Genomic DNA, 20,524 nt, shown 5'->3' with positions numbered 1-20,524 from the left:
AGAGCGGGATTTCGTGCAAGCGTTTTCTATAGTTGGCGGCTGCCGGGCGGGCAGGGGCGCGGTGTCAGCGGCTGGGAAACAGGCCGGGCATCCAGTCTCCGGCCAGGGTGGCCGGGAAGTTCAGCTGCAAAGGTGCGCGCTGGGTTGGCGATGCCAAGGCGCCGGCCGCCAGCAATCCGGCGGTCACCTTGCGGGCCTGGCGGTCGCTGACGCCAAGCAGGCCGTGCACGCTTCCGCGCTCCAGTTTGCCCAGTGTCAGAGCCTCGCGCATGACGGTTTCGGCGCCGGTCAGCAGGTGGCCTGCGCGGATTTCTCCCTGGCACCAGGCCTCAACCCGGGCGCGCAGGGCCTGCGGCTGCATCAGCTGTTCCATGAAGCGGACCTGATCCAGCGCGGTTTCCAGGAAGAAGGCGGCAAACTCTGCCAGCCGCTGCTCCGACAGGTTGCCGCGGCCGTCGGCGCCGCCGTGGCGGGGCTCATCTGCGGCCATCAGGCGCTGCTTGTACTCGGCCTCCTTGCGGGCGAGGCCGCGGGAGGCGGACCACAGGCCCTCGGAATTCACGTTCTGGCGCAGCATGGCGTGGGCCACCATGCGCGACACCCGCCCGTTCAGGTCGATGAAGGGGTGCACCCAGACCAGCCGGTGGTGGGCGCAGGCGGTGGCGATGATGGCGCCGCTGCGGCCCTGGGTGCCGTACATCCTGCGCATATGGGCCAGCAGCCGCGCCACCGCGCCGGGGCTGGGGGCGACGTGTTTTCCCACCTGCACATAGTCGGTACGGAAGGCGCCGGGGATGATCCGGGTCTCCGTGCCGTCGGGGCTGCGGGTGACCAGCAGGCTGCCGGGCAGGTTCTCGCAGAACCGGCGGTGGATCACCTGCAGCACGGCGGGATCGAGCGGGTGGCCGGGCAGCCCGCCCTCATCAATCCATTTCTGCACCGCGATATGGGCGACCGCCTCCAGCTGCAGATCGCGCTTGGCCTGGTCCTGGCTGAAATCCTGATTGAGCGCGCGTTCGATATCGACCGGGTGGGTGTTGTGGCCCTCAATCAGGTTCGAGTAGTAGCAGTTCATCGACCGCACCAGGCCGGCCAGCGGGGTGCGGACCGCCTCTGGCAGCGCGGCGCGCAGGGCTGAGGAGGCCATCGCCAGTTCCACCGCCAGATCGTTGAGGGCAGGGCGGTGCCGGGAGGCTTCTTCGGGGATCAGCGGCTCGACGATGGTGATCGGCTCGCCATCATCCGCCAGGTTGGTTGGCCTGTCCGCCGCCATGCATTGCCTCTGTTCCGGTTTCGGGGTGTGACGCCCGTTTGTTCCTGTTCAAGTTCCGTTTTATAGTCCGTTTCCGGCCGCCAGGAAATAGGATAAAATAACATTACTATCATTGTGTTATAAATGTTTTGCGGGTGCTTTCTGCTGATTCTGTTCCGCTTTCAGTTCCGGTTTATTTTCCGGTTCGCCTTCGGAAGGCCCCCTGCGGCGTTGGTGCAGTTGCCGGAAGGGCCAAAGTTGCGGCAGGCTGGAAACGGCGGCCGGAGGCGGCTGCGGAGGGCAAAGCGCATGGCAAACCCGGTTCAGGACAGCAGTGGCGGGCGGCGCAGCGGGCTGACGCGGCAGCAGGCGGAGGCGGCGCGGCGGACCTATGGCTGGAACGAGCTGCCGCGGGGCAGGCGGACCGGGCCGTTGAAAGTGTTTCTGCGCCAGTTCAGCAATTTCCTGGTGCTGATCCTGATCGCCGCCGGGATCATTGCCTTCACGCTGGGCGAATATGCCGACACGCTGGCGATCGGGCTGGTAATCGGGCTGAACGGGATCCTGGGCTTTTTGCAGGAATGGCGGGCGGAGACCGCGCTGGAAAGCCTGCGCAGCATGCTGTCGCCGCAGGCGCTGGCGGTGCGGGACGGGCGCGAGCAGGTGATCGAGGCGCGCGAGCTGGTGCCGGGCGATCTGATCATCCTGGAGGCGGGCGCCCGGGTGCCTGCTGACGCGCGCCTGCACGAAGCCGCCGGGCTGCGGCTGGATGAAAGCGCGCTGACTGGGGAATCGGTTCCGGTGGACAAGGCGCCCGGCACAGACACAGCAGAGGTGTTTGCCGGCACGGTGGTGGCAGCGGGCCGCGCGCTGGCGGTGGTCACCGCGACCGGCGCGCGCACCGCCTTTGGCGAGATTGCGGCGCTGACCGGGGCGGTGGGCCTGAAGAAGACCAATCTGCAGGTGCAGCTGGGCCGTCTGGCGCGGCAGCTGGGGTTTGCGGCGCTGGCGGTGGCGGCGGCGATCCTGGCGCTGGGGCTGTATATGGGGCGGGACGCGGCGGAGATGTTCATGACCGGCCTGTCGCTGTCGGTGGCGATGGTGCCGGAGGGGCTGCCTGCGGTGGTCACCATCACCCTGGCGCTGGGGGCGGCGGCAATGGTGCGCCAAAGGGCGCTGGCGCGGCGTCTGCAGGCGGTGGAAACGCTGGGTGCGGCCTCAGTCATCTGCACCGACAAGACCGGCACCCTGACCGAGAACAAGATGACCGTGACCCGGGTCTGGACGCTGGACCGCAGCTATCAGGTGACCGGCACCGGCTATGACCCGGCGGGCCATATTGCCTGGAACGGCGCGGTCACCGGCGCGCGGGAGGATGCGGTGCTGGCAGAGCTGCTGGAAGCGGGGCTGACCTGCACCCATGCCAGCCTGCACCAGGACGGCGACCACTGGCAGATGACCGGCGCCCCGACCGAGGGCGCGCTAGTCACATTGGGCTACAAGGGCTGGGCAGCGCTGCCGTCGCCGGATGCGGTGGTGGCGGAGATCCCCTTCAGCAGCGAGCGCAAGCGGATGAGCGTGCTGGCGCGCAGTGGCGGCGGCGGAAAGGTCCTGACCAAGGGCGCGCCGGAGCAGGTTCTGGGCATCTGCACGGAGGTGCTGACCCAGGACGGCCCGCGGCAGCTGGGTGCGGAGGAAGCGGCCGCCATCACCGGCGCCTATGAGGCGATGGCCGCAGAAGGGTTGCGGGTGATCGGCCTGGCAGCCGGCGCGGCGCAGGGCGGCGGGATCGAGGAAAAGGACATGACCTTCCTCGGGCTGGCGGGGCTGATTGACCCGCCGCGGCCCGAAGTGCGGGATGCCATCGGCGCGGCGCGGGCGGCGGGCATCCGGGTGATCATGATCACCGGTGACAGCCCGCTGACTGCCAAGGCAATTGCCGCCCAGCTGGGCCTGCCTGCGGGAAAGACCCTGACCGGCGATGCGCTGGAGGCGCTGGAGGATGCGGAGCTGGACCGGCTTTTGCAGCAGGATGTGCTGTTTGCCCGCACAAGGCCCGCCCACAAGATGCGGATCGTCTCGGCCCTGCAGGGGCAGCATCAGATCGTGGCGATGACCGGTGACGGGGTGAACGATGCGCCGGCCCTGAAACAGGCCGATATCGGCGTCTCGATGGGAGTGCGGGGCACCGATGTGGCCAAGGATGCCTCTGACCTGGTGCTGCTGGACGATAACTTTGCCACCATCGTCCGCGCCATCGGCGAGGGGCGGCGGCAGTTCACCAATGTGCGCAAGTTCGTGCGCTACCTCTTGTCCTCCAACGCGGGCGAGGTGATTGCGCTGTTGATCAATATCCTGATCGGCGGGCCGCTGATCTTTCTGGCGACTCAGATTCTGTGGATGAACCTGGTCACCGATGGCGTGACAGCCGTGGCGCTGGGGCTGGAGAAGGGTGAACCGGACCAGATGGAGCATCCGCCGCGCAAGAAGGACGCGCCGATTGTGGGGAAGGCCGGGCTGCTGACCATTCTGGCGCTGGGGCTTTATACCGGGCTCGCCAGCCTGTGGCTGTTTCTGCATCTGCTGGACGGCAACGAGGATTTGGCCCGCGCCGCCGCCTTTACCGCGATGGTGGTCTTTGAGAAGGCCAGCGTCTTTGCCTTCCGCTCCCTGCATCTGCCGTGCTGGCGGATCGGGTTCTTCAGCAATCCGCTGCTGCTGGCGGCGCTGGCGGTGACCATCGGGGCGCAGGCGGCGGCGGTGTACTGGCCGCCGCTGCAAGTGCTGCTGCACACGGTGCCGCTGCAGGCGGAGCAGTGGGGGCTGATCGCGCTGCTGGTGCTGCCGATCCTGGTGGCGCCGGAGGTGCTGAAAACCCTGCGCTATCTCGCCAGCCGCCGGACCACGCGGGCTGCTGCTGCGGCTTGACCTCCCTCAATGCGGGTTTTGCCGTTCCGGGCCATCCTGCGGGTATGAAGGGCGATCACGGGCACAGCAAGGAAGACATCGCGCGGCGGCTTGCGGGCAGCAATGGAAGCGGGCGGCTGCGGGACGCGGTTTACGGCGGCATTGACGGTGCGGTCACTACTTTTGCCATTGCCGCGGGTGTCGAGGGGGCCGGGTTTTCGCAAGGCGTGATCATTGCCCTGGGCATTGCCAACGTGCTGGCGGACGGGTTTTCCATGGCGGCGGCCAATTACCTGGGCACCAAGGCGGATCTGGACGACCGGCGGCGGCTTTATAAGGTGGAGAAGCGCCATATCCGCGACTACCCGGAGGGCGAGCGCGAGGAGTTGCGCCAGATCTTTCAGGAGCTAGGGCTGAGCGGCGAGGTGCTGGACGGAGCGGTGCAATCGGTTGCCGCCAAGCCGGAGAAATGGATCTCGCTGATGCTGACCAGCGAATACGGGCTGGCGCCGGCCGAGCCCAACCCGGTGGCGGCGGCGCTGACCACCTTTGCCGCCTTTATGGCCGCGGGCATCGTGCCGCTCTTGCCCTTCATGCTGGGGCTGCCTGATCCGTTCCTGACGGCGGCCATTGCCACCGGGGCGGTGTTTTTTGGCATCGGCGCCAGCAAGAGCGTCTGGTCGCTGGCGCCCTGGTGGAAATCCGGGCTGGAGACGCTGGCCATCGGCTCCTGTGCTGCTGCGGTGGCCTATCTGGCGGGCAGCCTGTTCCGGGCTTGAGCCGGATCAAGGGGGCGGGGCCGGTTTGGCCCTAAGCTGGGGACCGGAGGGGGAGCCGATGTTTTCCAATGCCATCAAGATCGCCACCCTGCAGGGGTTTGACATCCGCATCGATCCGAGCTGGGCGCTGATCGCCGCGCTGATCACCTGGAGCCTGTCGGCGCAGTATTTCCCGATGATCTATCCCGGTGCCGGCGGCAGCCTGTACTTCACCCTGGCGCTGCTGGCGATGCTGGGCTTCTTTGCCTCGCTGATCCTGCACGAGATGTCCCATTCGGTGGTGGCCCGGCGTTACGGTGTTGAGATCAAGGGGATCACGCTGTTCATCTTCGGCGGGGTTGCCGAGCTGGGATCGGAGCCGAAGACCGCCGCCAGCGAGTTCTGGATTGCCATAGCCGGCCCGCTGATGAGCTTTGCGCTGGCCTTTGGCTTCTGGCTGCTGGCGCAGATGGGCGGGTGGCTTGCGCCAGGGATGGCGCTGAACCCTGTGCTGGACTACCTGGCGCTGATCAACCTGGTGCTAGCGGTGTTCAACCTGCTGCCGGCCTTTCCGCTGGATGGCGGGCGGATCTTCCGCGCCTTCCTGTGGAGCCGCAGCCGCGATTTGCTGCAGGCGACTGCCACCGCCACAAGGATCAGCAGCTATTTTGCCTATGCGCTGATCCTCTTTGGTGTCATCGGGCTGTTTTCCGGCAATCCGGTCGCTTCGCTGTGGCAGGTGCTGATCGGGGTGTTTGTGCTAGCGGCGGCCAAGGGCACCTATGCCCGCCAGCTGCAGGAGGCTGCGTTCAAGGGCAAGACGGTTGCCGCTCTGATGACACATCATGTGATATCGGTGCCGCCGGAGGTCAGCCTGCAATACCTTGCGGATGACGTGATGCTAAGCGGCCGCAAAAGCTTTGTGCCGGTGGTGCTGGGCGACGTGCTGCTGGGCTATGCAGATACCAGCCTGCTGGCGCAGACCCCGCGCGCGGACTGGGCGGATACCCGTGTGGGCGACGTCTATGTTCCTGCGGATGCGGACGATACGGTCGGGCCTGAAATGCCGGCTGCGGAGCTGATGGCAAAGATCTCCTCCACCGGGCGGCGCAAGTTTCTGGTGGCAGAGGAGCGCCAGTTGCTGGGGGTGGTCACGCTGTCTGATTTGACGGGGTATCTGGCGGTGCTGCAGGAAATCCGGCTGCCAGACCGCAAGGCAGAGTAAGGCGGCGGCGTCAGCGGCTTTGCTCAGTCGGCTGTTCAGGCTGGCGCTGCGCAGAGCCGCCCAGGAAGGCAAACCAGTAGGCCAGGGCGACCCCGCCCGCGCCGCCTGCGATGTTGCCGACGGTGACCCAGAACAGATTGGCGGCTGCCGCAGAAAGGGGAAGGTCCGCTCCCGCTGCCCACGCCTGCGGGAAGAAGTACATGTTGGCGATGGAGTGCTCCAGCCCCAGCAGAACGAAGGCGGTGATCGGCCAGAGGATGGCCAGAACCTTGCCGGCGGCGGTGCGGGCCGCGAAAGACAGCCAGACGGCGAGGCAGACCAGGGCGTTGCACAGCGCGCCGCGCATAAAGGCCTCAAGCGGGGCAAGGCCGGCCTTGGCCTCTGCGATCCCGGCGGCGGTTGCACCCATTGCACCGTCCAGCAGCCCTGTAAGGGCAAAGGCGGCGGCCAGCCCGGCAGCGCCGGCCAGATTGCCGGCATAGACCACGCCCCAGCTGCGCAGCAGCAGGCGCAGCGGGATCTTGCGGTCCACCGCGGCGATCACCATCAGCACATTGCCGGTGAACAGCTCTGCCCCGGCGATAACCACCAGGATCAGGCCGAGCGAGAACACCGCGCCGCCGAGCACCCGTATAGGCCCTGTGACGGAGGATGCACCGGTCAGGGTCATGGTATAGGCCGCCGCGCCGAAGCCGATGAAAGCGCCCGCCAGCATCGCCAGCACGAACATCTGCGGCAGCGGCAGCCGGGCCTTGGCGGTCCCGGCGGTCTCTACCAGGTTTGCGATTTCAGCAGGCTTGTAGGCATCAAACGGGGCCTGGCTGGTCATAAGGCGGCTCCTGAGTTCATGGGCTAGGGGGCAGAGGGCGTCAGTGGGCAAACAGGACCGGCAGGTCCGTCTGCTCGATCATCGTGCGGGTGGTGCCGCCGAAAACGGCCTCGCGCAGGCGGGAATGGCCATAGGCGCCCATCACCACCAGCCCGGCCCCGGCCTCGCGCGCGCGCTGCTGGATGCCGTGGCCGACATCCTGCCCGCCGCCGGGGAATTGAGACACGGTCACCTTGCAGCCCTGGTGGCTGAGCCATACGGCGGCATCGGTGCCCGGATCCTCACCGCCGCGCTGATCGGAGGTGCTGGTTTCAAAGCAGCCGATCACGACCTCGTCAGCGTGGCGCAGATAGGGCAGCGCCGCGTGGGCCGCGCGGGAGGCAGCAAGGCTGCTGTCCCAGGCCAGGAAAACGCGGCTGTAGCTGGCAAAAGGCGCGCCGTTCACAATCACCGGTACCGGCGATTGGAAGAGGAGGCCGTGCAGCGCCTCGCGGAAGACAGCCTCGTGGTCCCTGAGGCCATCGGCAAACTGCGCGATGTCGCAGGTCTTGGCCCGCTGGGCGCAAAGCATCCGGATGTCCGAGCCGGCGCAGACCGCATAGTGCACATCGCCAGAGCAGGTGTTGCGGGTGAGGAGATCGTTCACCTCTGCCGCGCGGGTTTCTGCCGCCTGGCGGGCGTCCCGCAGATGATCAACCCAGTTCGCGGGCATCGCAGCCGAGCCGAAGGCTGTTGTGCCGGAGACAAAGTAGGGTCTGCCGGGCGGATTATCGAGCAGCAGGCAGGCTAGGTAGGTGTTTTGGCCCTGCGCTGCCTCGGCGGCGGCAGTGATGGTTGCGTCGCTGGTGTCAGTGGCAAGAACGAAGAGAGAGGTTTTGCGTTGCATGGCGGGCCTCCGGGCTGGATCGCGGCAGGCGGGTGCGCACCGCATTGATCAGTAGAACAGGTTTGCCGGCAGGTGCCATGATCCGGATCAATCGGCGGCCTTGAGGCGGCTAACCTCCGTCAATGCGGGGCGGCGGCGGGCGGCGTACACTCGGGCGGCATCAAAGGAGGATCACGATGTACAAGCATATTCTGGTTCCCGTCGCACCGGATCACGGTGCCAATACGGCCCGCTCGCTGGAGGCTGCCCGCCTGCTGGCGGACAGCGATGCAAGGATCACTGCGCTGACCGTGGCTGACGAGATCCCCGGCTATATGGCGCAGCAGCTGCCGGAGGGGCTGCTGGAAGGCACCCGCGCAGAAATGCTGGCGTCGCTCAAGGCGGACCTGGGCGGGGTGACGGACGTCAAGGCGGATGTAGTGACCGGCCATGCCGGGCGCACGATCACCGACTACGCCGATGCGCATGGCGCGGATTGCATCGTCATCGCCTCGCACCGGCCGGGCCTGCAGGACTATTTCCTGGGCTCGACCGCGGCGGGGGTGGTGCGCCATGCCAAATGCACCGTGGTGGTGATCCGCTAGCCGTCCTGCGCGACTGAGCGGCGGAACAGCACCAGGCTGGCCGCCAGCAGGGCCGCGCCCAGCAGCGCCATCCACAGGAACTCGGGCCAGACGGTCTCAACCCCTGCGCCTTTGAAGACGATGGCCTGGCTGGCGGCCATGTAGTGGCGCGAGGGCAGTAGGGTGGTGGCAGCCTGCAGCCAGACGGGCTGGCTTTCCACCGGGGTTTCGCCGCCCGACAGCATCAGCATCGGCAGGATGGTCAGCATCACCAGCAGCGCAAACTGCGCCATTGAGCGCGCGACCGTGGCCAGGAACACTCCCAGCGCGGTGGCGGTGAACAGGAACAGCGCGGTGCCGCAGAGGAACAGCAGCTTGGAGCCGGCGATGGTGATCTCCAGCACGCCCTGCATCACAAAACCCAGCGACAGCGCCGCCGCAACCAGCACCACCGCGGCGTTGGCCCAGATCTTGGCCACGGCAATATCGAAGGGCGAGAGCGGCATCGCCAGCAGGTGCTCGATGTTGCCGTGCTCGCGCTCGCGGATCATCGCGGCGCCGGTTAGGATCGTGGTCAGCCACATGATCTGGCCGATCAGCGCGTTGATGCCGGCAAAGCGCACGGTGTCGCGGTTGGGGTTGAAGGCGCTGCGGATGATGATGTCCAGCGGCTGCGGCACGGCCAGATCGGCGCCGATGGCAAAGCGGCGGATTTCGGTGCTGAGGATGCTGGTGATGTAATTGGCACCGATGCCTGCCTGTTCCATCGCGGTGGCGTCGATCAGCACCTGGATCTCCGGCACCCGGCCCGCGCGGACGTCCTTTTCGAACCCCGGCGGCACGGCGACCACGAACAGGAAATGGCCGGCGTCCATCCGGGCCGCCCCGGTGCCGGGTTCGATCTGCACCACCGGCTGGAACTCCGGCGGGAAAAACGCGGCGGCCAGGGTGCGGGAAAGGGGCGAGTTGTCCTCATCGGCAAATGCGATGGAGGCGTTGTTGACCGAGGTTGCGACTCCGGTCGCTTCCATCACCGGTGCAAGGGTGAAGGACCAGGCCAGAAGCGCCATCATCACCCAGTCGCGGCGCAGGCTCATCATCTCCTTGAGGCCAAGCCAGAATATGCGGGACAGGCGCTGCATCTACTTCTCCTGCGCGCGCAGCGCCAGCGCGGCCAGCAGGGTGAACACCGGGCCGAAGCAGGCCAGCGCCAGAATGTCCGGCATCAGCGCCTCCCAGCCCAGGCCCTTGGTGAAGGCGCCGACGTTCAGATGCAGGAAATAGGAGGACGGCCACAGCGACCCGATGGTCCGGGCGCCGCCCTCCAGCGTCGAGACCGGCTGCAGCAGGCCGGAGAACTGGATTGTCGGCACCACCGAGGCGATGGTGGTCGCAAAGGTGGCCGCCACCTGGCTGGAGGTCATGGTGGCAATCAGCAGCCCGTAGGAAGTGGCAGCCCAGACATAGAGCAGCGCGCCAAGGGCCAGCGGCAGCGGGTCGCCTTTGAGCGGCACCCCGAAGACCGCGATGGTCATCGCCGTCAGCAGCAGGAAGTTCAGATAGGCGATCACGATATAGGGGATCTGCTTGCCGATCAGGAATTCGAGCCGGGTGGTGGGCGTGACGTAGAAATTGGTGACCGAGCCCAGTTCCTTTTCCCGCGCGACGCTGACCGCCATCAGCACCGCGGGCAGCATGATCAGCAGGATGGCGGGCATTGCGGGCGCCATGGCGGCGATGCTCTCGAAGCTCTGATTGTAGCGGAACCGCGGCTCTATGCGGGCGGTTTCACCCTGCCGGATGCCGCTGGCGGCGGCCTCGGCGCTCAGGAAGGTCTGATGCAGACCGGCGGCGTAACCCTCCACCGTTTCACCCTTGAAGGGGATGGCGCCATCGACAATCGCCAGCACCTCTGCCGGTTCATTTGCGCGCAGCTTGCGGCCGAAATCGGGCGGCAGCTCCACCACCAGCGAGACCTCGCCCGCGACCAGCCGGCTGCGGCCCTCGGCGGCGCTGGACAGGGGCGGGGTGGGGCGGAAGTAGCGGGAGCCGGAAATCTCCGCCAGATAGGCGCGGCTTTCGGGGCTTTGCGACAGGTCGAGGGCGGCATAGTCCAGTTCATCAATGTCCAGCGAAATGCCGAAGCAGAACACCAGCATCAGGATCACCGACCCGAGGAAGGCAAAGGCAAGCCGCACCGGGTCGCGCAGCACCTCCACCGTTTCGCGCCGCGCATAGGCCAGCGCGCGGGTGAGACCGCCTGCCGCGCGGCCCTGTGCCTGAACGGCGGTTTCCGGAGCGGAGACCGGGGCAGGGGGGTCGGCGGCCCTGAGGATGGAGACAAAGGCCTGTTCCAGCGTGTCCGCAGCCTGCGATGCCATCAGCGCCTTGGGTGTGCCTTCGGCCAGCACCCTGCCCGCATGCATGAAGGAAACCCGGTCGCAGCGTTCGGCCTCGCCCATGAAATGGGTGGAGACAAAGATCGTCACGCCGTCGTTGCGGGACAGGCCGAGGAGCAGCGCCCAGAACATGTCCCGCGCCTCCGGATCGACGCCGGAGGTCGGCTCGTCCAGGATCAGCACCCGCGGGCGGTGGATCAGCGCAACCGCCAGCGACAGGCGCTGCTTGATGCCAAGGGGCAGGGCAGCGGCCAGGGAGGTGCTGTGCGCCGCAAGGCCGAATCGCTGCGTCAGTTCCGCGACCCGGGCCGCGCGGTCTTTGATCCCGAAAATGCGGGCGTGCAGCTGCAGGTTCTGCTCAACGGTCAGTTCGCCATAAAGCGAAAACGCCTGGCTCATATAGCCGGTCTCGTGCCGCATGGCGCGGTTCCTGGCATCCACCGGCCTGCCGAACAGCTGCGCCTCGCCGGAGCTGATGGGCAGGAGGCCCGTCAGCATTTTCATGGTGGTCGACTTGCCGCAGCCATTGGAGCCAAGAAAGCCGAAGATTTCCCCGCGGGCAATGCTGAAATCGACGTGGTCAACGGCGGTGAAATCGCCAAAGCGGCGGGTCAGGCCGCGGGCGGTGATGACCGGCTCGCCGCTGTGCGCCGCTGGGGCAGGGTGCTGAACCGGCGGCGGGCTGCCGTTTGCCCGCAGCTGGCGGTATGCGGTTTCCAGATCGCCGGTCTGGCGCTTCAGGTCATCCGGCGGTCCCTGGTACAGCACCCGGCCCGCATCCATGGCGACGATCCAGTCGAAACTTTGCGCCTCCTCCATATAGGCGGTGGAAACCAGCACGGTGAGGCCGGGGCTGGTTTCCCGGATGGCGCCGATCAGCGCCCAGAACTGGCGGCGCGACAGCGGGTCAACGCCGGTGGTCGGTTCATCCAGCACCAGCAGCTTGGGGTCGTGGATCAGGGCACAGCAGAGGCCCAGCTTCTGCTTCATGCCGCCCGACAGCCTGCCCATCAGCCGGTCTGCAAAAGGCGTCAGCCCGGTGGCTGTGAGGAGCGATCCGATGCGGGCCTCGCGCTCTGCCGCGCCCTGGCCGAACAGCCGCGAGAAGAATTCGAGGTTTTCGCGTACGGAAAGCTCAGGATAGAGGTTGCGGCCCAGACCCTGCGGCATGAAGGCAATGGCGGGGCAGATGCGGTGCCGGTGCGCGGCGTCGCCGATGGGGCCGCCAAGGACATCTATGGTACCTGCCTGCAGTTTCCTGGCGCCGGTGATCAGGCTGAGGAGGGTCGACTTTCCGACCCCATCGGGCCCGATGAAGCCCACCAGCCGGCCCGGCGGCAGGTCCAGCGACAGCGCGTCCAGCGCAATGTGCTTGCGGTAGCGGTGCGTGACGCCTGCGGCGTGTATGCCGGGACTGTCTGCCCGGGCGGTCATTCGAACAGCTCAGGCGGGATGCGCCGCTCCAGCGCTTCGGGCCAGGGGCTGTCCGGATCGAGCCGGATCACCGCAATGCCGCGCAGGCCGGTTTTCACATGTTCGATCCGCGCCGCCACCAGATCCTGCGGGATGCGGACGCGGACGCGGAACACCAGCTGCTCGCGTTCGCTGAGGGTCTCGACCTGCTTGGGGGTGAACTGGGCCTCTGGCGAGACGAAGGTGACGGTGGCGGGAATGGCGTAATCGGGCAGGGCGTCCAGCACGATGCGCGCCTCGGCGCCGATTGGCAGAAGACCGGCCTCGCGGGCGGGCAGGAACACCTCCATATAGATGTTTTCAAGGCTCAGAAGCGTCAGGATCGGGCCGCCGGCGCCGACCACCTCACCCGGTTCCGCCAGCCGGTACAGGACCCGACCCGGCACCGGCGCGGTGAGGGTGCTGTCCTCGATCTGCGCGGCGATCCGGCGGACCTCTGCTTCAGCGGCCGCAATCCCTGCCTCCGCTGTGGCGACTCGCGCCTTGGCCGCGCCCAGCACCGCCTCGGCGACCTGGTGGGCGGTTTCGCGTTCTTCAAACACCGTTTCTGAAATGTTGTGCCCGGCCAGCAGGGCGGTGGCGCGGTCCAGCTCATGCTCTGCGCGGCGGTGCTCGCTCTGGCGCTGGACCACCAGCGCCTCGGCCTCGGCCTTGGTCTGGCGCGCAAGCGCGGCTTCGGCGGTGGCCCGGTCATGCGCCGCCGACAGCTCATCCGTGTCTATTTCCACCAGGATGCTGCCCGCCGCCACCAGGCTGCCCTCGGCCGCCAGCACCTTGGCCACCCGGCCGGCCCGGGCAGCGGCGATCTCAACCTGTTCGGCCTCGATCCGGCCGTTGCCCTGGACGAAGCCATCCGGCAAGTCCGCGCCATTTTCTGAAATGAACAGATAGACGGCGGCGGCCGAGAGCAGAACAGCCGCCGCGGCAAGAAGTGCACCGGCAGTTTTGGTCATGGCAAAGCACCCCGTCCCGTTGCAGCACTTGCGGAGCCTAGCCGGGTTCCGCTCATCCTGCCTTGCTCTGAGTCAATCCTGCGCTGCCGGATTGCCGCTATCATCACATCATGTGCGGTAGATACCGGGTTCGGGCCGGGCGGCACGGAGGTTCCGGAGCAAAGGAGAACAGCAATGCTGATGCGGCTGGCGACAACACTTGCAATTGCGGCAGGGCCGGGCTGGGCGCAAATCCACGGCGTGGAAGAGGGGCGGGACCTGTTCCTGTATTTCTGCGCTGAATGCCACGGCAAGGACGCGGCAAGCCAGGGACCGATGGCGGAGATGATGGCCTTGCAGCCGCCGGACCTGACCCACTTGGCCGCGCGCAATAACGGTGAATTCCCGATGGCAGCTGTTGCCAAGCAAATAGATGGCCGCCAGCCGGTTGCCGCCCACGGTGATATGCCAATGTTTGGCCCGACCCTGGATGAGGATCAATTTGTGACTTTGGCCCTGCCAAGCGGTCAGCCTATGATGGTATCCCGCTCCCTGGGCAACGTCATCACATACCTTCAGTCGGTGCAAAGTCTGGCTGAAGGGACGGACTGACTGGTCCGCATCAGGTAATTTGCTCGGTTAAATTATTTAACATAAGTATGATTATTGGAATTCATTTTTGCCCGGGTACGCGCTACCCCAAACTGCGTCACCTATAAGGCTCAGGACCCGTTGATATCCGATTGGCGGCATGATTCACGGTTGAAAAACGAATGGTGTGTGTCTGATCATTTCTGGATGACGGACGCCCAAGATGTAGGTTATAAAATGTTTAAAGACAAAATGATACGTGCCCGTATCCACGGCCGACAGCAGCGCAAGAAAGCCATCAGATACGACAAACGCCGATATAAGCGGCGCAACCGCATTGAGATTATGTTCGGCAGGCAGAAGGACTGGCGGCGGGCCGCCACACGGTACAGCAATGCTCAAAAGTCTTCCTGTCAGCTATATCTCTTACCGCCCTCGTCATCTGCTGGCGTTGAAATTCAATGAGACCAGAGCCTGATCTTCTGCAATGCTCAAAAACTCGCGCCGCATGGCAGAAGGAATTTCGCGCGTTCCGGCAGTCCGCCTAAGGCCGTGCTATTTGCCGGCAAGACTTAGTTTTTGGGAGAGAAACCTGCCCGGACCCGAGTTTTGGAAATGTGATGATAATTGCTGCACAACCGGAGATTTCATGAAGTTTCAGGGTGTCCGGAAGCACGCTGAGGCCACAAGAGACGGTCCGTGCACTTGGCTTGGAAACATCCGCAGCTATCGTGACCGGAGTGGAGGCTGACAAGCCTTGGCCGAGCAGACCGTCGCGCACCCGCGGTGCCTGCTCCACCGACATGTAATAGGCAATTGTGGTTCCCGGCATTTCATGCCGGACGCAATCGGGCAGAGAGTCGCCGGCTTTGCATCTGGCAGTGGTCAGCACAAGCGTGTCAGACAGGCCGCGTTCGGTCAGTGGCGTACCGGATTGCGCAGCGGCGGCGCAGGCAGTGGTGATCCCGGGAACGATCTCCGCATCGATGTCTGCTGCAAGCGCGGCGGCCAGTTCTTCCGCAGCACACCCGAAGATACTGGGATCTCCCGATTTCAGGCGCACGACCCGGCGGCCCTTCAAGGCCTCCCCCACAACGGCCGCGTTGATCCTGTCCTGCGGCCAGCTGTGGGCCCCGACGTGTTTCCCGGCAAAGACCCGTTTGGCTGCAGGCCGAGCAAGGCTCAGAACCTCTTTCTCGACAAGGCGATCGAAAACCGTATCAGCCTGCTGCAGCCCTTGCACAGCGCGCAGAGTGAGCAGATCGCGGGCACCTTTGCTGGAGGAACCGGCATCTGAAACCCTCCTATTCCGCGGCCTGCCTGAACGGGCGCCGTGCCAGCAGGTCTGCAATGTCAGGGCGGCAGGAGCCGCAATTTGTGCCTGCGTGCAAGGCAGCGCCGACCTCGTCCACGCTCAACAGCCCGCCGCTTTCGATGGCCTGCAAGATGGTGTTGGCACCGACGCCGAAACAGGCGCAGACCACAGGCCCGGGATCAGGCCGCCCCGCCGCCGGAACACCGGTCAGCACCTCTGCCGTGCAGCTGCCCGGCTGACCCGCCAGGTAGTCCCGGCTGACCGCCACCGGTTCCGGCGCAGTGAACAGCGCGGCCATGACCCTGCCGTCCTGAAACAAGGCTAGCCTGGCGATACCTTTGTGGCGGTCCGTGATCACCTGCACTTCGGTTTCAGGCAGGGCAAAGAGAACCCGCGCCACGGCTTCAAGATCCACAAGCGGAGCCAGCCCCGCTAGTTCCGCCCGGTATCCGGATCCGGTGCGTGCCGCGGCCCAGTATTCTGCCTGGGGGGTCATTGGACTGCAGGATACGGCAAAGCCGTACCAGGCGGGCTGCCAGCGTTCCGCCGCAACAACGGCAGCTTTGCTTTCGGGCTGGCCCGAAACCGGATCAACAGCGGCGGCGACAAGGGTATCGATGCGCGCAGAAGGGGCGGTTTCTCCAGTCCAGTGGATCGGCACAAACAGGTCGCCGGGCTGCACATCCGCAGTGATCCGGGCGCGCAGGATGGCCTGCCCGTGCGGGCTGCTGAGCCGCAGCAGGTCGGCGGGCTGCACGCCCAGCCGCCGGGCGTCCTCCGGGTGGATATCGGCGAAAGGCTCGGCCAGATGTCCGGTCAGGCGCGGCGCCATGCCGGTGCGGGTCATCGTGTGCCACTGGTCGCGGATGCGGCCGGTGTTCAGGCGGAACGGGTACTGGCGGTCCGGGGCGGCCGCCGGGGGCCTGTGCCGGACCGCCAGCATCCGGGCCTTGCCGTCGGGGTGAAAGAACCGCCCGTCCGCAAAGAACCGCCCGCCCTGCCTGTCGCGGTTGACCGGCCAGCGCACCGGGGCCAGCCCGTCATAGCCAGCATCGGACAGGGAGCTGAGGCCGGAGATATCGAAGTCCAGCCCGAAGCCGCCTGCCAGCCCGGACAAGGCCGCATGTTCGCGGAAGACCTGCGCCGGAGACTGGTAATCAAACGCCGCGCCCCAGCCCATGCGCCGGCCCGCACCGGCCAGAATGTCCCAATCGGCGCGGGCCTCACCCGGCGGCGGCAGGGCGGCGCGCTGGCGGCTGATGGTGCGGTCCGAATTGGTGACGGTGCCGTCCTTTTCCGCCCAGGCGGCAGCGGGCAGTAGCACATCCGCCAGACGGGCGGTGTCGGTTGCGGCGGTAATGTCGCTGACCACGGTGAAATCGCAGGCCTTTATCGCGGCGGAGACGGCATCGGCCTCCGGCATGGTGACGGCGGGGTTGGTGTGGATGATCCACAGCGCCTTGAGCCGCCCGTCGCCTGCAGCGCAGAACAGGTCGACCGCCTTCAGGCCCGCGCGGTCAGGCATCGCGGGCGCGTCCCAGAACGCCTGCACCGCATCGCGGTGGCGGCTGTTGTCCAGATCCATGTGGCAGGCCAGCATATTGGACAGCCCGCCCACCTCGCGCCCGCCCATGGCATTGGGCTGGCCGGTGACGGAAAACGGCCCGCAGCCGGGCTTGCCGATGCGCCCCGCGGCCAGATGGCAATTCAGGATCGCATTCACCTTGTCCGCGCCGGAGGTGGACTGGTTCACCCCCTGGCTAAAGATCGTCACCACCTTCTCGGTGCGAATCCACAGATCGCAGAAAGCCTTGATTTCTCCCTCGGACAACCCGGTCACAGAGGCATCCTCCGCGGCGGCGGCGTCCAGCGCCGCGCCCAGCCCATTCACATGCCGTAGATAGTCCGCATCCAGCGCGCCGCCTGCGCGGAGCGCCGCCAGCAGGTGGTTGAACAGCGCCACGTCGCTGCCTGCCCGCAGTTTCAGGTGCATGTCCGCCTGGTCGCAACTGGCGGTGCGGCGCGGGTCGATCACCACCAGCCTGGTGCCGCGGCTTCCGCGCGCCGCCAGAATTCGCTGATACAGAACCGGGTGGCACCAGGCCAGGTTGGAACCCACCAGCACAATCAGATCCGCCTCGTCCAGATCCTCATAGGTGCCGGGCACCGTGTCGGTGCCAAAGGCGCGTTTGTGGCCCGCAACGGTGGAGGCCATGCACAGGCGCGAGTTGGTGTCGATATTGGCGGAGCCGAGAAAGCCCTTCATCAGCTTGTTGGCGACATAGTAATCCTCGGTCAGCATCTGGCCCGACAGGTAGAAACCGACGCTGTCCGGGCCGTGCTGCTCCACCGCCTGCCGGAAACTGGCGGCCACCAGGTCCAGGGCGCTGTCCCAATCGGTTTCCTGCCCGTGCACCCGCGGTGCCAGCAGGCGGCCCTCCAGCCCCAGGGTTTCCCCCAGCGCCAGCCCCTTGGAGCAGAGCTGCCCGCGGTTGGCCGGATGGTCCGGATCACCGCGCACCGCCAGCCCGCCCTGCCCGTCCGGGCGCAGCAGCACGCCGCAGCCGGTGCCGCAATAGGGACAGGTGGAGCGGACTTCCTGGCAGGCGGCCCCCGGCATCACGCCGCGCTCCGCTTTCCAATAGCATCACCGTCAATCAGCAGGCGGCCACTGTCCACCCGCACCGGATAGGTGCCGATCCGCCCCTCATCCGCCCCCTGCGCTGCACCGGTGTTCAGATCAAACACCCAGTTGTGCAGCGGGCAGGTGACGCTCTGGCCATGCACGATCCCCTCGGACAGCGGCCCGCCCTTGTGCGGGCAACGGTCGTCGGCGGCAAAGACCTCTGCCGCGCCGGTGCGGAACAAGGCAACGCAGCCCACCGGGGTTTTCACCACCCGCGCGCCATGCGGCGGGATGTCGTCGATATGGCCGATGTCGATCCAGTTCATTCCGCAGCCTCCAGGGTGAGATTGGCAAGCGGCGCGTATCGCGCCCGGGTGGCGCTGTCCTGCGCGTGCTCCGCCCAAGGGTCCTTGCGGTAGACGGATTGCGACAGCTGAAACCGCTCCGCCAGCGCCCTGCGGTTCTCCACGTCGTCCACGATCTGCACCTTGACCCAATCAAGCCCGACCCTGGCCAGCCATTTGTAGATCCGGTCCAGATACCGGGCGTTCTCGCGGTAGATCTGGGTCATCGCCGAGATCACTTCGATCGCCTCGTCCTCACTCGCCACCTTGCACAGCAGCTCGGTCCCCTTGATCTCCATCCCCGCGGCGCCGCCGACGTGGATTTCATAGCCGCTGTCGACGCAGACCACGCCGATGTCCTTGCAGGTCGCCTCGGCGCAGTTGCGCGGACAGCCGGAGACCGCCAGCTTCAGCTTGTGCGGCGTCCAGGACCCCCACAGGTGTTTCTCCAGCTTGATGCCCAGCCCGGTCGAGTCCTGAGTGCCGAACCGGCAATGGTCGGTGCCGACACAGGTTTTTACCGTGCGCAGCCCCTTGGAATAGGCATGGCCCGACACCAGCCCGGCGCGGTTCAGGTCGGACCAGATCGCGGGCAGGTCCTCGCCCCTGACCCCCAGCAGGTCGATACGCTGGCCGCCAGTCACCTTCACCTTCGGCACATCATATTTGTCAGCGGCATCGGCAATCGCACGCAGTTCGTCCGGGGTGGTGATGCCGCCCCACATCCGCGGCACCACGGAGAACGTGCCGTCCTTCTGGATGTTGGCGTGCTTGCGCTCGTTGACGAAACGGCTTTGCGGATCGTCGCAGTATTCCAGCGGCCAGTCCGCCAGCAGGTAGTAGTTCACCGCCGGGCGGCAGACATGGCAGCCGTTGGGGGTGGTCCAGCCCAGTTCCTGCCAGACCGCGGCCTGGCTTTTCAGTTCCTGCGACTTGATCAGGCGGCGCACGTCCTCGTGGGTGTGATGGGTGCAGCCGCAGACTGGCTGCGCCTGCGGGGCGGCATAGCCATCGCCCAGCGTCACCGCCAGCAGCTGTTCCACCAGCCCGGTGCAGGTGCCGCAGGAGGCGCTGGCCTTGGTCGTGGCGCGGATCGCGCCAAGGTCGGTTGCGCCGCCTTCGATGGCGCTGGTGATCTGTCCCTTGCAGACGCCGTTGCAGCCGCAGATCTCCGCCTCAGGCGGCAAGGCTGCAACGGCTGACAGAGGGTCCGCGGAGGCGCCCCCCTGAAAGGCCGGGCCAAAGATAAGCGTCTCACGCATCTCGTCGATGTCGGTGCCGTCCTTGATCAGCCCGAAGAACCAGCTGCCGTCTGCGGTGTCACCGTACATCACCGCGCCGATCAGCCGGTCGTCTTCGATGACCAGCCGCTTGTAAATGCCGCGGGCCGGGTCGCGGAAAACAATGTCCTCGCGCCCCTCATCCTCGGCGAAATCCCCGGCGCTGAACAGGTCGCAGCCAGTGACCTTGAGCTTGGTCGCCAGTTCCTTGACTGCAAAGGCGTTGGGCTGGTCCAGCAGGCTGTCCGCCAGCACCTTGGCCTGGTCATAGAGCGGCGCCACCAGGCCAAACAGATGGCCGCCGAATTCCACGCATTCCCCCACCGCATAGACATCCGGGTCGGAAGTCTGCATCTGCGCGTTCACCTCGATGCCGCGCGCCACATCCAGATGCGCGTCCGTGGCAAGCCGGGTTTCCGGGCGGATGCCCACTGCCATCACCACCAGATCCGCCCCCAGCGTCTCACCGCTTTCCAAGAGCACCGCCTGGGCGCGGTCCTCGCCCAAAATCGCCTTGGTCGAGGCTTGGGTTTTCACGGTGATGCCGCGCGCCTCCAGATCCTTGCGCAGCAGATACCCTGCGGCCTCATCCAGCTGGCGCTCCATCAGGTGGCCCATCAGGTGCAGCACGGACACATCCATGCCGCGCTCCTTGAGCCCCGCCGCGGCCTCCAGCCCGAGGAGGCCGCCGCCGATCACCACCGCCTTGCCGCCCTTGGTGGCGGCCTCGATCATCGCGTTGGTGTCATCCAGATCGCGGTAAGAAATCACCCCAGGCAAGTCGTGGCCCGGCACCGGGATGATGAAGGGGGCGGAGCCGGTGGCGATCACCAGCTTGTCGTAAGGCACATGGCCGTTCTCACCCTCGACCACTTTCATCTCGCGGTCGATCTTCACCACATGCTCGCCGAACCGGCAGGTGATGCCGCGCTCCGCGTACCACGCGTCCGAATGGGTGACGATCTCCTCATAGGTCTTCTCGCCCGACAGCACCGGGCTCAGCATGATGCGGTTGTAATTGCCGCGCGGCTCGGCGTTGAACAGGGTGATGTCATAGGCGCCGGGATCGGCATCAAGCAGATGCTCAATCACCCGGCCAGAGGCCATGCCGGCCCCGATGATGACGAGTTTCTGGGTCATGGTC

The 20,524-nt window shown here is 66.3% G+C and carries 15 protein-coding genes and 1 pseudogene; 6 read left to right on the top strand and 10 right to left on the bottom strand.

The window, feature by feature from the left end; genetic code table 11:
* Positions 1-64: 64 nt before the first annotated feature.
* Positions 65-1,273, bottom strand: coding sequence for a Fic family protein (locus RA21_RS09235; RefSeq protein ID WP_019296421.1), 1,209 nt, complete (start codon positions 1,271-1,273; stop codon positions 65-67).
* Between the two features lie 288 nt (positions 1,274-1,561).
* Here RA21_RS09235 and RA21_RS09230 point away from each other — a divergent pair, with 288 nt between their 5' ends.
* The 3 genes from RA21_RS09230 to RA21_RS09220 are packed head-to-tail and all read left to right on the top strand — an operon-like array spanning position 1,562 to position 6,142.
* Entirely contained in the window at positions 1,562-4,180 is a 2,619-nt protein-coding gene (locus RA21_RS09230) for a cation-translocating P-type ATPase (RefSeq protein ID WP_039148179.1), read from the top strand.
* A gap of 44 nt (positions 4,181-4,224) precedes the next feature.
* Positions 4,225-4,938 carry a VIT1/CCC1 transporter family protein gene (locus RA21_RS09225; RefSeq protein ID WP_039148051.1) on the top strand — a complete coding sequence of 238 codons (714 nt, stop codon included), beginning with the start codon at positions 4,225-4,227 and terminating at the stop codon, positions 4,936-4,938.
* Positions 4,939-4,996: 58 nt separating this feature from the next.
* Positions 4,997-6,142, top strand: coding sequence for a site-2 protease family protein (locus tag RA21_RS09220; RefSeq protein ID WP_039148049.1), 1,146 nt, complete (start codon positions 4,997-4,999; stop codon positions 6,140-6,142).
* A 10-nt stretch (positions 6,143-6,152) separates the two neighbouring features.
* On the opposite strand, the gene RA21_RS09215 is transcribed toward RA21_RS09220, so the two are convergent.
* Positions 6,153-6,971: a formate/nitrite transporter family protein gene (locus RA21_RS09215; protein WP_039148047.1), complete on the bottom strand. Its 819-nt coding sequence runs from the start codon at positions 6,969-6,971 to the stop codon at positions 6,153-6,155.
* Positions 6,972-7,011: 40 nt separating this feature from the next.
* Positions 7,012-7,857, bottom strand: a complete 846-nt coding sequence (locus RA21_RS09210) for a universal stress protein (RefSeq protein ID WP_039148044.1) — start codon at positions 7,855-7,857, stop codon at positions 7,012-7,014.
* A 176-nt stretch (positions 7,858-8,033) separates the two neighbouring features.
* On the opposite strand from RA21_RS09210, the gene RA21_RS09205 reads away from it, so the two are divergent.
* Entirely contained in the window at positions 8,034-8,441 is a 408-nt protein-coding gene (locus tag RA21_RS09205) for a universal stress protein (RefSeq protein WP_039148042.1), read from the top strand.
* Here RA21_RS09205 and RA21_RS09200 read toward each other — a convergent pair.
* From RA21_RS09200 to RA21_RS09190, 3 genes are read right to left on the bottom strand one after another with little or no spacing between them, the layout of a single operon-like run.
* Positions 8,438-9,562, bottom strand: a complete 1,125-nt coding sequence (locus RA21_RS09200) for an ABC transporter permease (RefSeq protein WP_039148039.1) — start codon at positions 9,560-9,562, stop codon at positions 8,438-8,440. The two genes, RA21_RS09205 and RA21_RS09200, sit on opposite strands and share 4 nt — an antisense overlap.
* Entirely contained in the window at positions 9,563-12,253 is a 2,691-nt protein-coding gene (gene rbbA / locus RA21_RS09195) for a ribosome-associated ATPase/putative transporter RbbA (protein WP_039148036.1), read from the bottom strand.
* The gene (locus RA21_RS09190) at positions 12,250-13,245 is read right to left on the bottom strand and encodes an HlyD family secretion protein (protein ID WP_039148033.1); all 996 of its coding nucleotides are present in this window, start codon (positions 13,243-13,245) and stop codon (positions 12,250-12,252) included. The genes rbbA and RA21_RS09190 overlap by 4 nt, the downstream gene beginning before the upstream one ends.
* 174 nt (positions 13,246-13,419) lie before the next feature.
* Between RA21_RS09190 and RA21_RS09185 the strand changes: the two genes are divergently transcribed.
* Entirely contained in the window at positions 13,420-13,836 is a 417-nt protein-coding gene (locus RA21_RS09185; RefSeq protein ID WP_052257625.1) for a c-type cytochrome, read from the top strand.
* 222 nt (positions 13,837-14,058) lie between these two features.
* Positions 14,059-14,270, top strand: a pseudogene (locus RA21_RS09180) (transposase); the annotation flags it as partial.
* Positions 14,271-14,359: 89 nt separating this feature from the next.
* Here RA21_RS09180 and RA21_RS22280 read toward each other — a convergent pair.
* From RA21_RS22280 to nirB, 4 genes are all read right to left on the bottom strand, one after another.
* On the bottom strand, positions 14,360-15,058 hold the full coding sequence (locus RA21_RS22280; protein ID WP_241480965.1) for a uroporphyrinogen-III C-methyltransferase: 699 nt from the start codon (positions 15,056-15,058) through the stop codon (positions 14,360-14,362).
* A gap of 61 nt (positions 15,059-15,119) precedes the next feature.
* Positions 15,120-17,750, bottom strand: coding sequence for a nitrate reductase (locus RA21_RS09170; protein ID WP_039148027.1), 2,631 nt, complete (start codon positions 17,748-17,750; stop codon positions 15,120-15,122).
* Positions 17,750-18,082 carry a nitrite reductase small subunit NirD gene (gene nirD / locus RA21_RS09165; protein WP_019296409.1) on the bottom strand — a complete coding sequence of 111 codons (333 nt, stop codon included), beginning with the start codon at positions 18,080-18,082 and terminating at the stop codon, positions 17,750-17,752. Before nirD ends, RA21_RS09170 begins: the two co-directional genes overlap by 1 nt.
* On the bottom strand, positions 18,079-20,520 hold the full coding sequence (gene nirB, locus RA21_RS09160; RefSeq protein WP_039148025.1) for a nitrite reductase large subunit NirB: 2,442 nt from the start codon (positions 20,518-20,520) through the stop codon (positions 18,079-18,081). Before nirB ends, nirD begins: the two co-directional genes overlap by 4 nt.
* Positions 20,521-20,524 lie beyond the last annotated feature (4 nt).

Source organism: Leisingera sp. ANG-DT, assembly GCF_000813785.1.
Classification (GTDB): Bacteria; Pseudomonadota; Alphaproteobacteria; order Rhodobacterales; family Rhodobacteraceae; genus Leisingera.
The sequence above is the reverse complement of the archived record's forward strand: the minus strand, read 5'-3'. Positions and strand labels throughout refer to the sequence as shown.

What these genes read in the sequence shown, in the direction of transcription:
- RA21_RS09185 (WP_052257625.1), top strand. Translation starts at nt 13,420, where the DNA reads ATGCTGATGCGGCTGGCGACAACACTTGCAATTGCGGCAGGGCCGGGC.
- RA21_RS09230 (WP_039148179.1), top strand. Translation starts at nt 1,562, where the DNA reads ATGGCAAACCCGGTTCAGGACAGCAGTGGCGGGCGGCGCAGCGGGCTG.
- RA21_RS09200 (WP_039148039.1), bottom strand. Translation starts at nt 9,562, where the DNA reads ATGCAGCGCCTGTCCCGCATATTCTGGCTTGGCCTCAAGGAGATGATG.
- RA21_RS09170 (WP_039148027.1), bottom strand. Translation starts at nt 17,750, where the DNA reads ATGCCGGGGGCCGCCTGCCAGGAAGTCCGCTCCACCTGTCCCTATTGC.
- nirB (WP_039148025.1), bottom strand. Translation starts at nt 20,520, where the DNA reads ATGACCCAGAAACTCGTCATCATCGGGGCCGGCATGGCCTCTGGCCGG.
- RA21_RS09225 (WP_039148051.1), top strand. Translation starts at nt 4,225, where the DNA reads ATGAAGGGCGATCACGGGCACAGCAAGGAAGACATCGCGCGGCGGCTT.
- RA21_RS09190 (WP_039148033.1), bottom strand. Translation starts at nt 13,245, where the DNA reads ATGACCAAAACTGCCGGTGCACTTCTTGCCGCGGCGGCTGTTCTGCTC.
- RA21_RS09220 (WP_039148049.1), top strand. Translation starts at nt 4,997, where the DNA reads ATGTTTTCCAATGCCATCAAGATCGCCACCCTGCAGGGGTTTGACATC.
- RA21_RS09235 (WP_019296421.1), bottom strand. Translation starts at nt 1,273, where the DNA reads ATGGCGGCGGACAGGCCAACCAACCTGGCGGATGATGGCGAGCCGATC.
- nirD (WP_019296409.1), bottom strand. Translation starts at nt 18,082, where the DNA reads ATGAACTGGATCGACATCGGCCATATCGACGACATCCCGCCGCATGGC.
- RA21_RS09215 (WP_039148047.1), bottom strand. Translation starts at nt 6,971, where the DNA reads ATGACCAGCCAGGCCCCGTTTGATGCCTACAAGCCTGCTGAAATCGCA.
- RA21_RS09210 (WP_039148044.1), bottom strand. Translation starts at nt 7,857, where the DNA reads ATGCAACGCAAAACCTCTCTCTTCGTTCTTGCCACTGACACCAGCGAC.
- RA21_RS09205 (WP_039148042.1), top strand. Translation starts at nt 8,034, where the DNA reads ATGTACAAGCATATTCTGGTTCCCGTCGCACCGGATCACGGTGCCAAT.
- rbbA (WP_039148036.1), bottom strand. Translation starts at nt 12,253, where the DNA reads ATGACCGCCCGGGCAGACAGTCCCGGCATACACGCCGCAGGCGTCACG.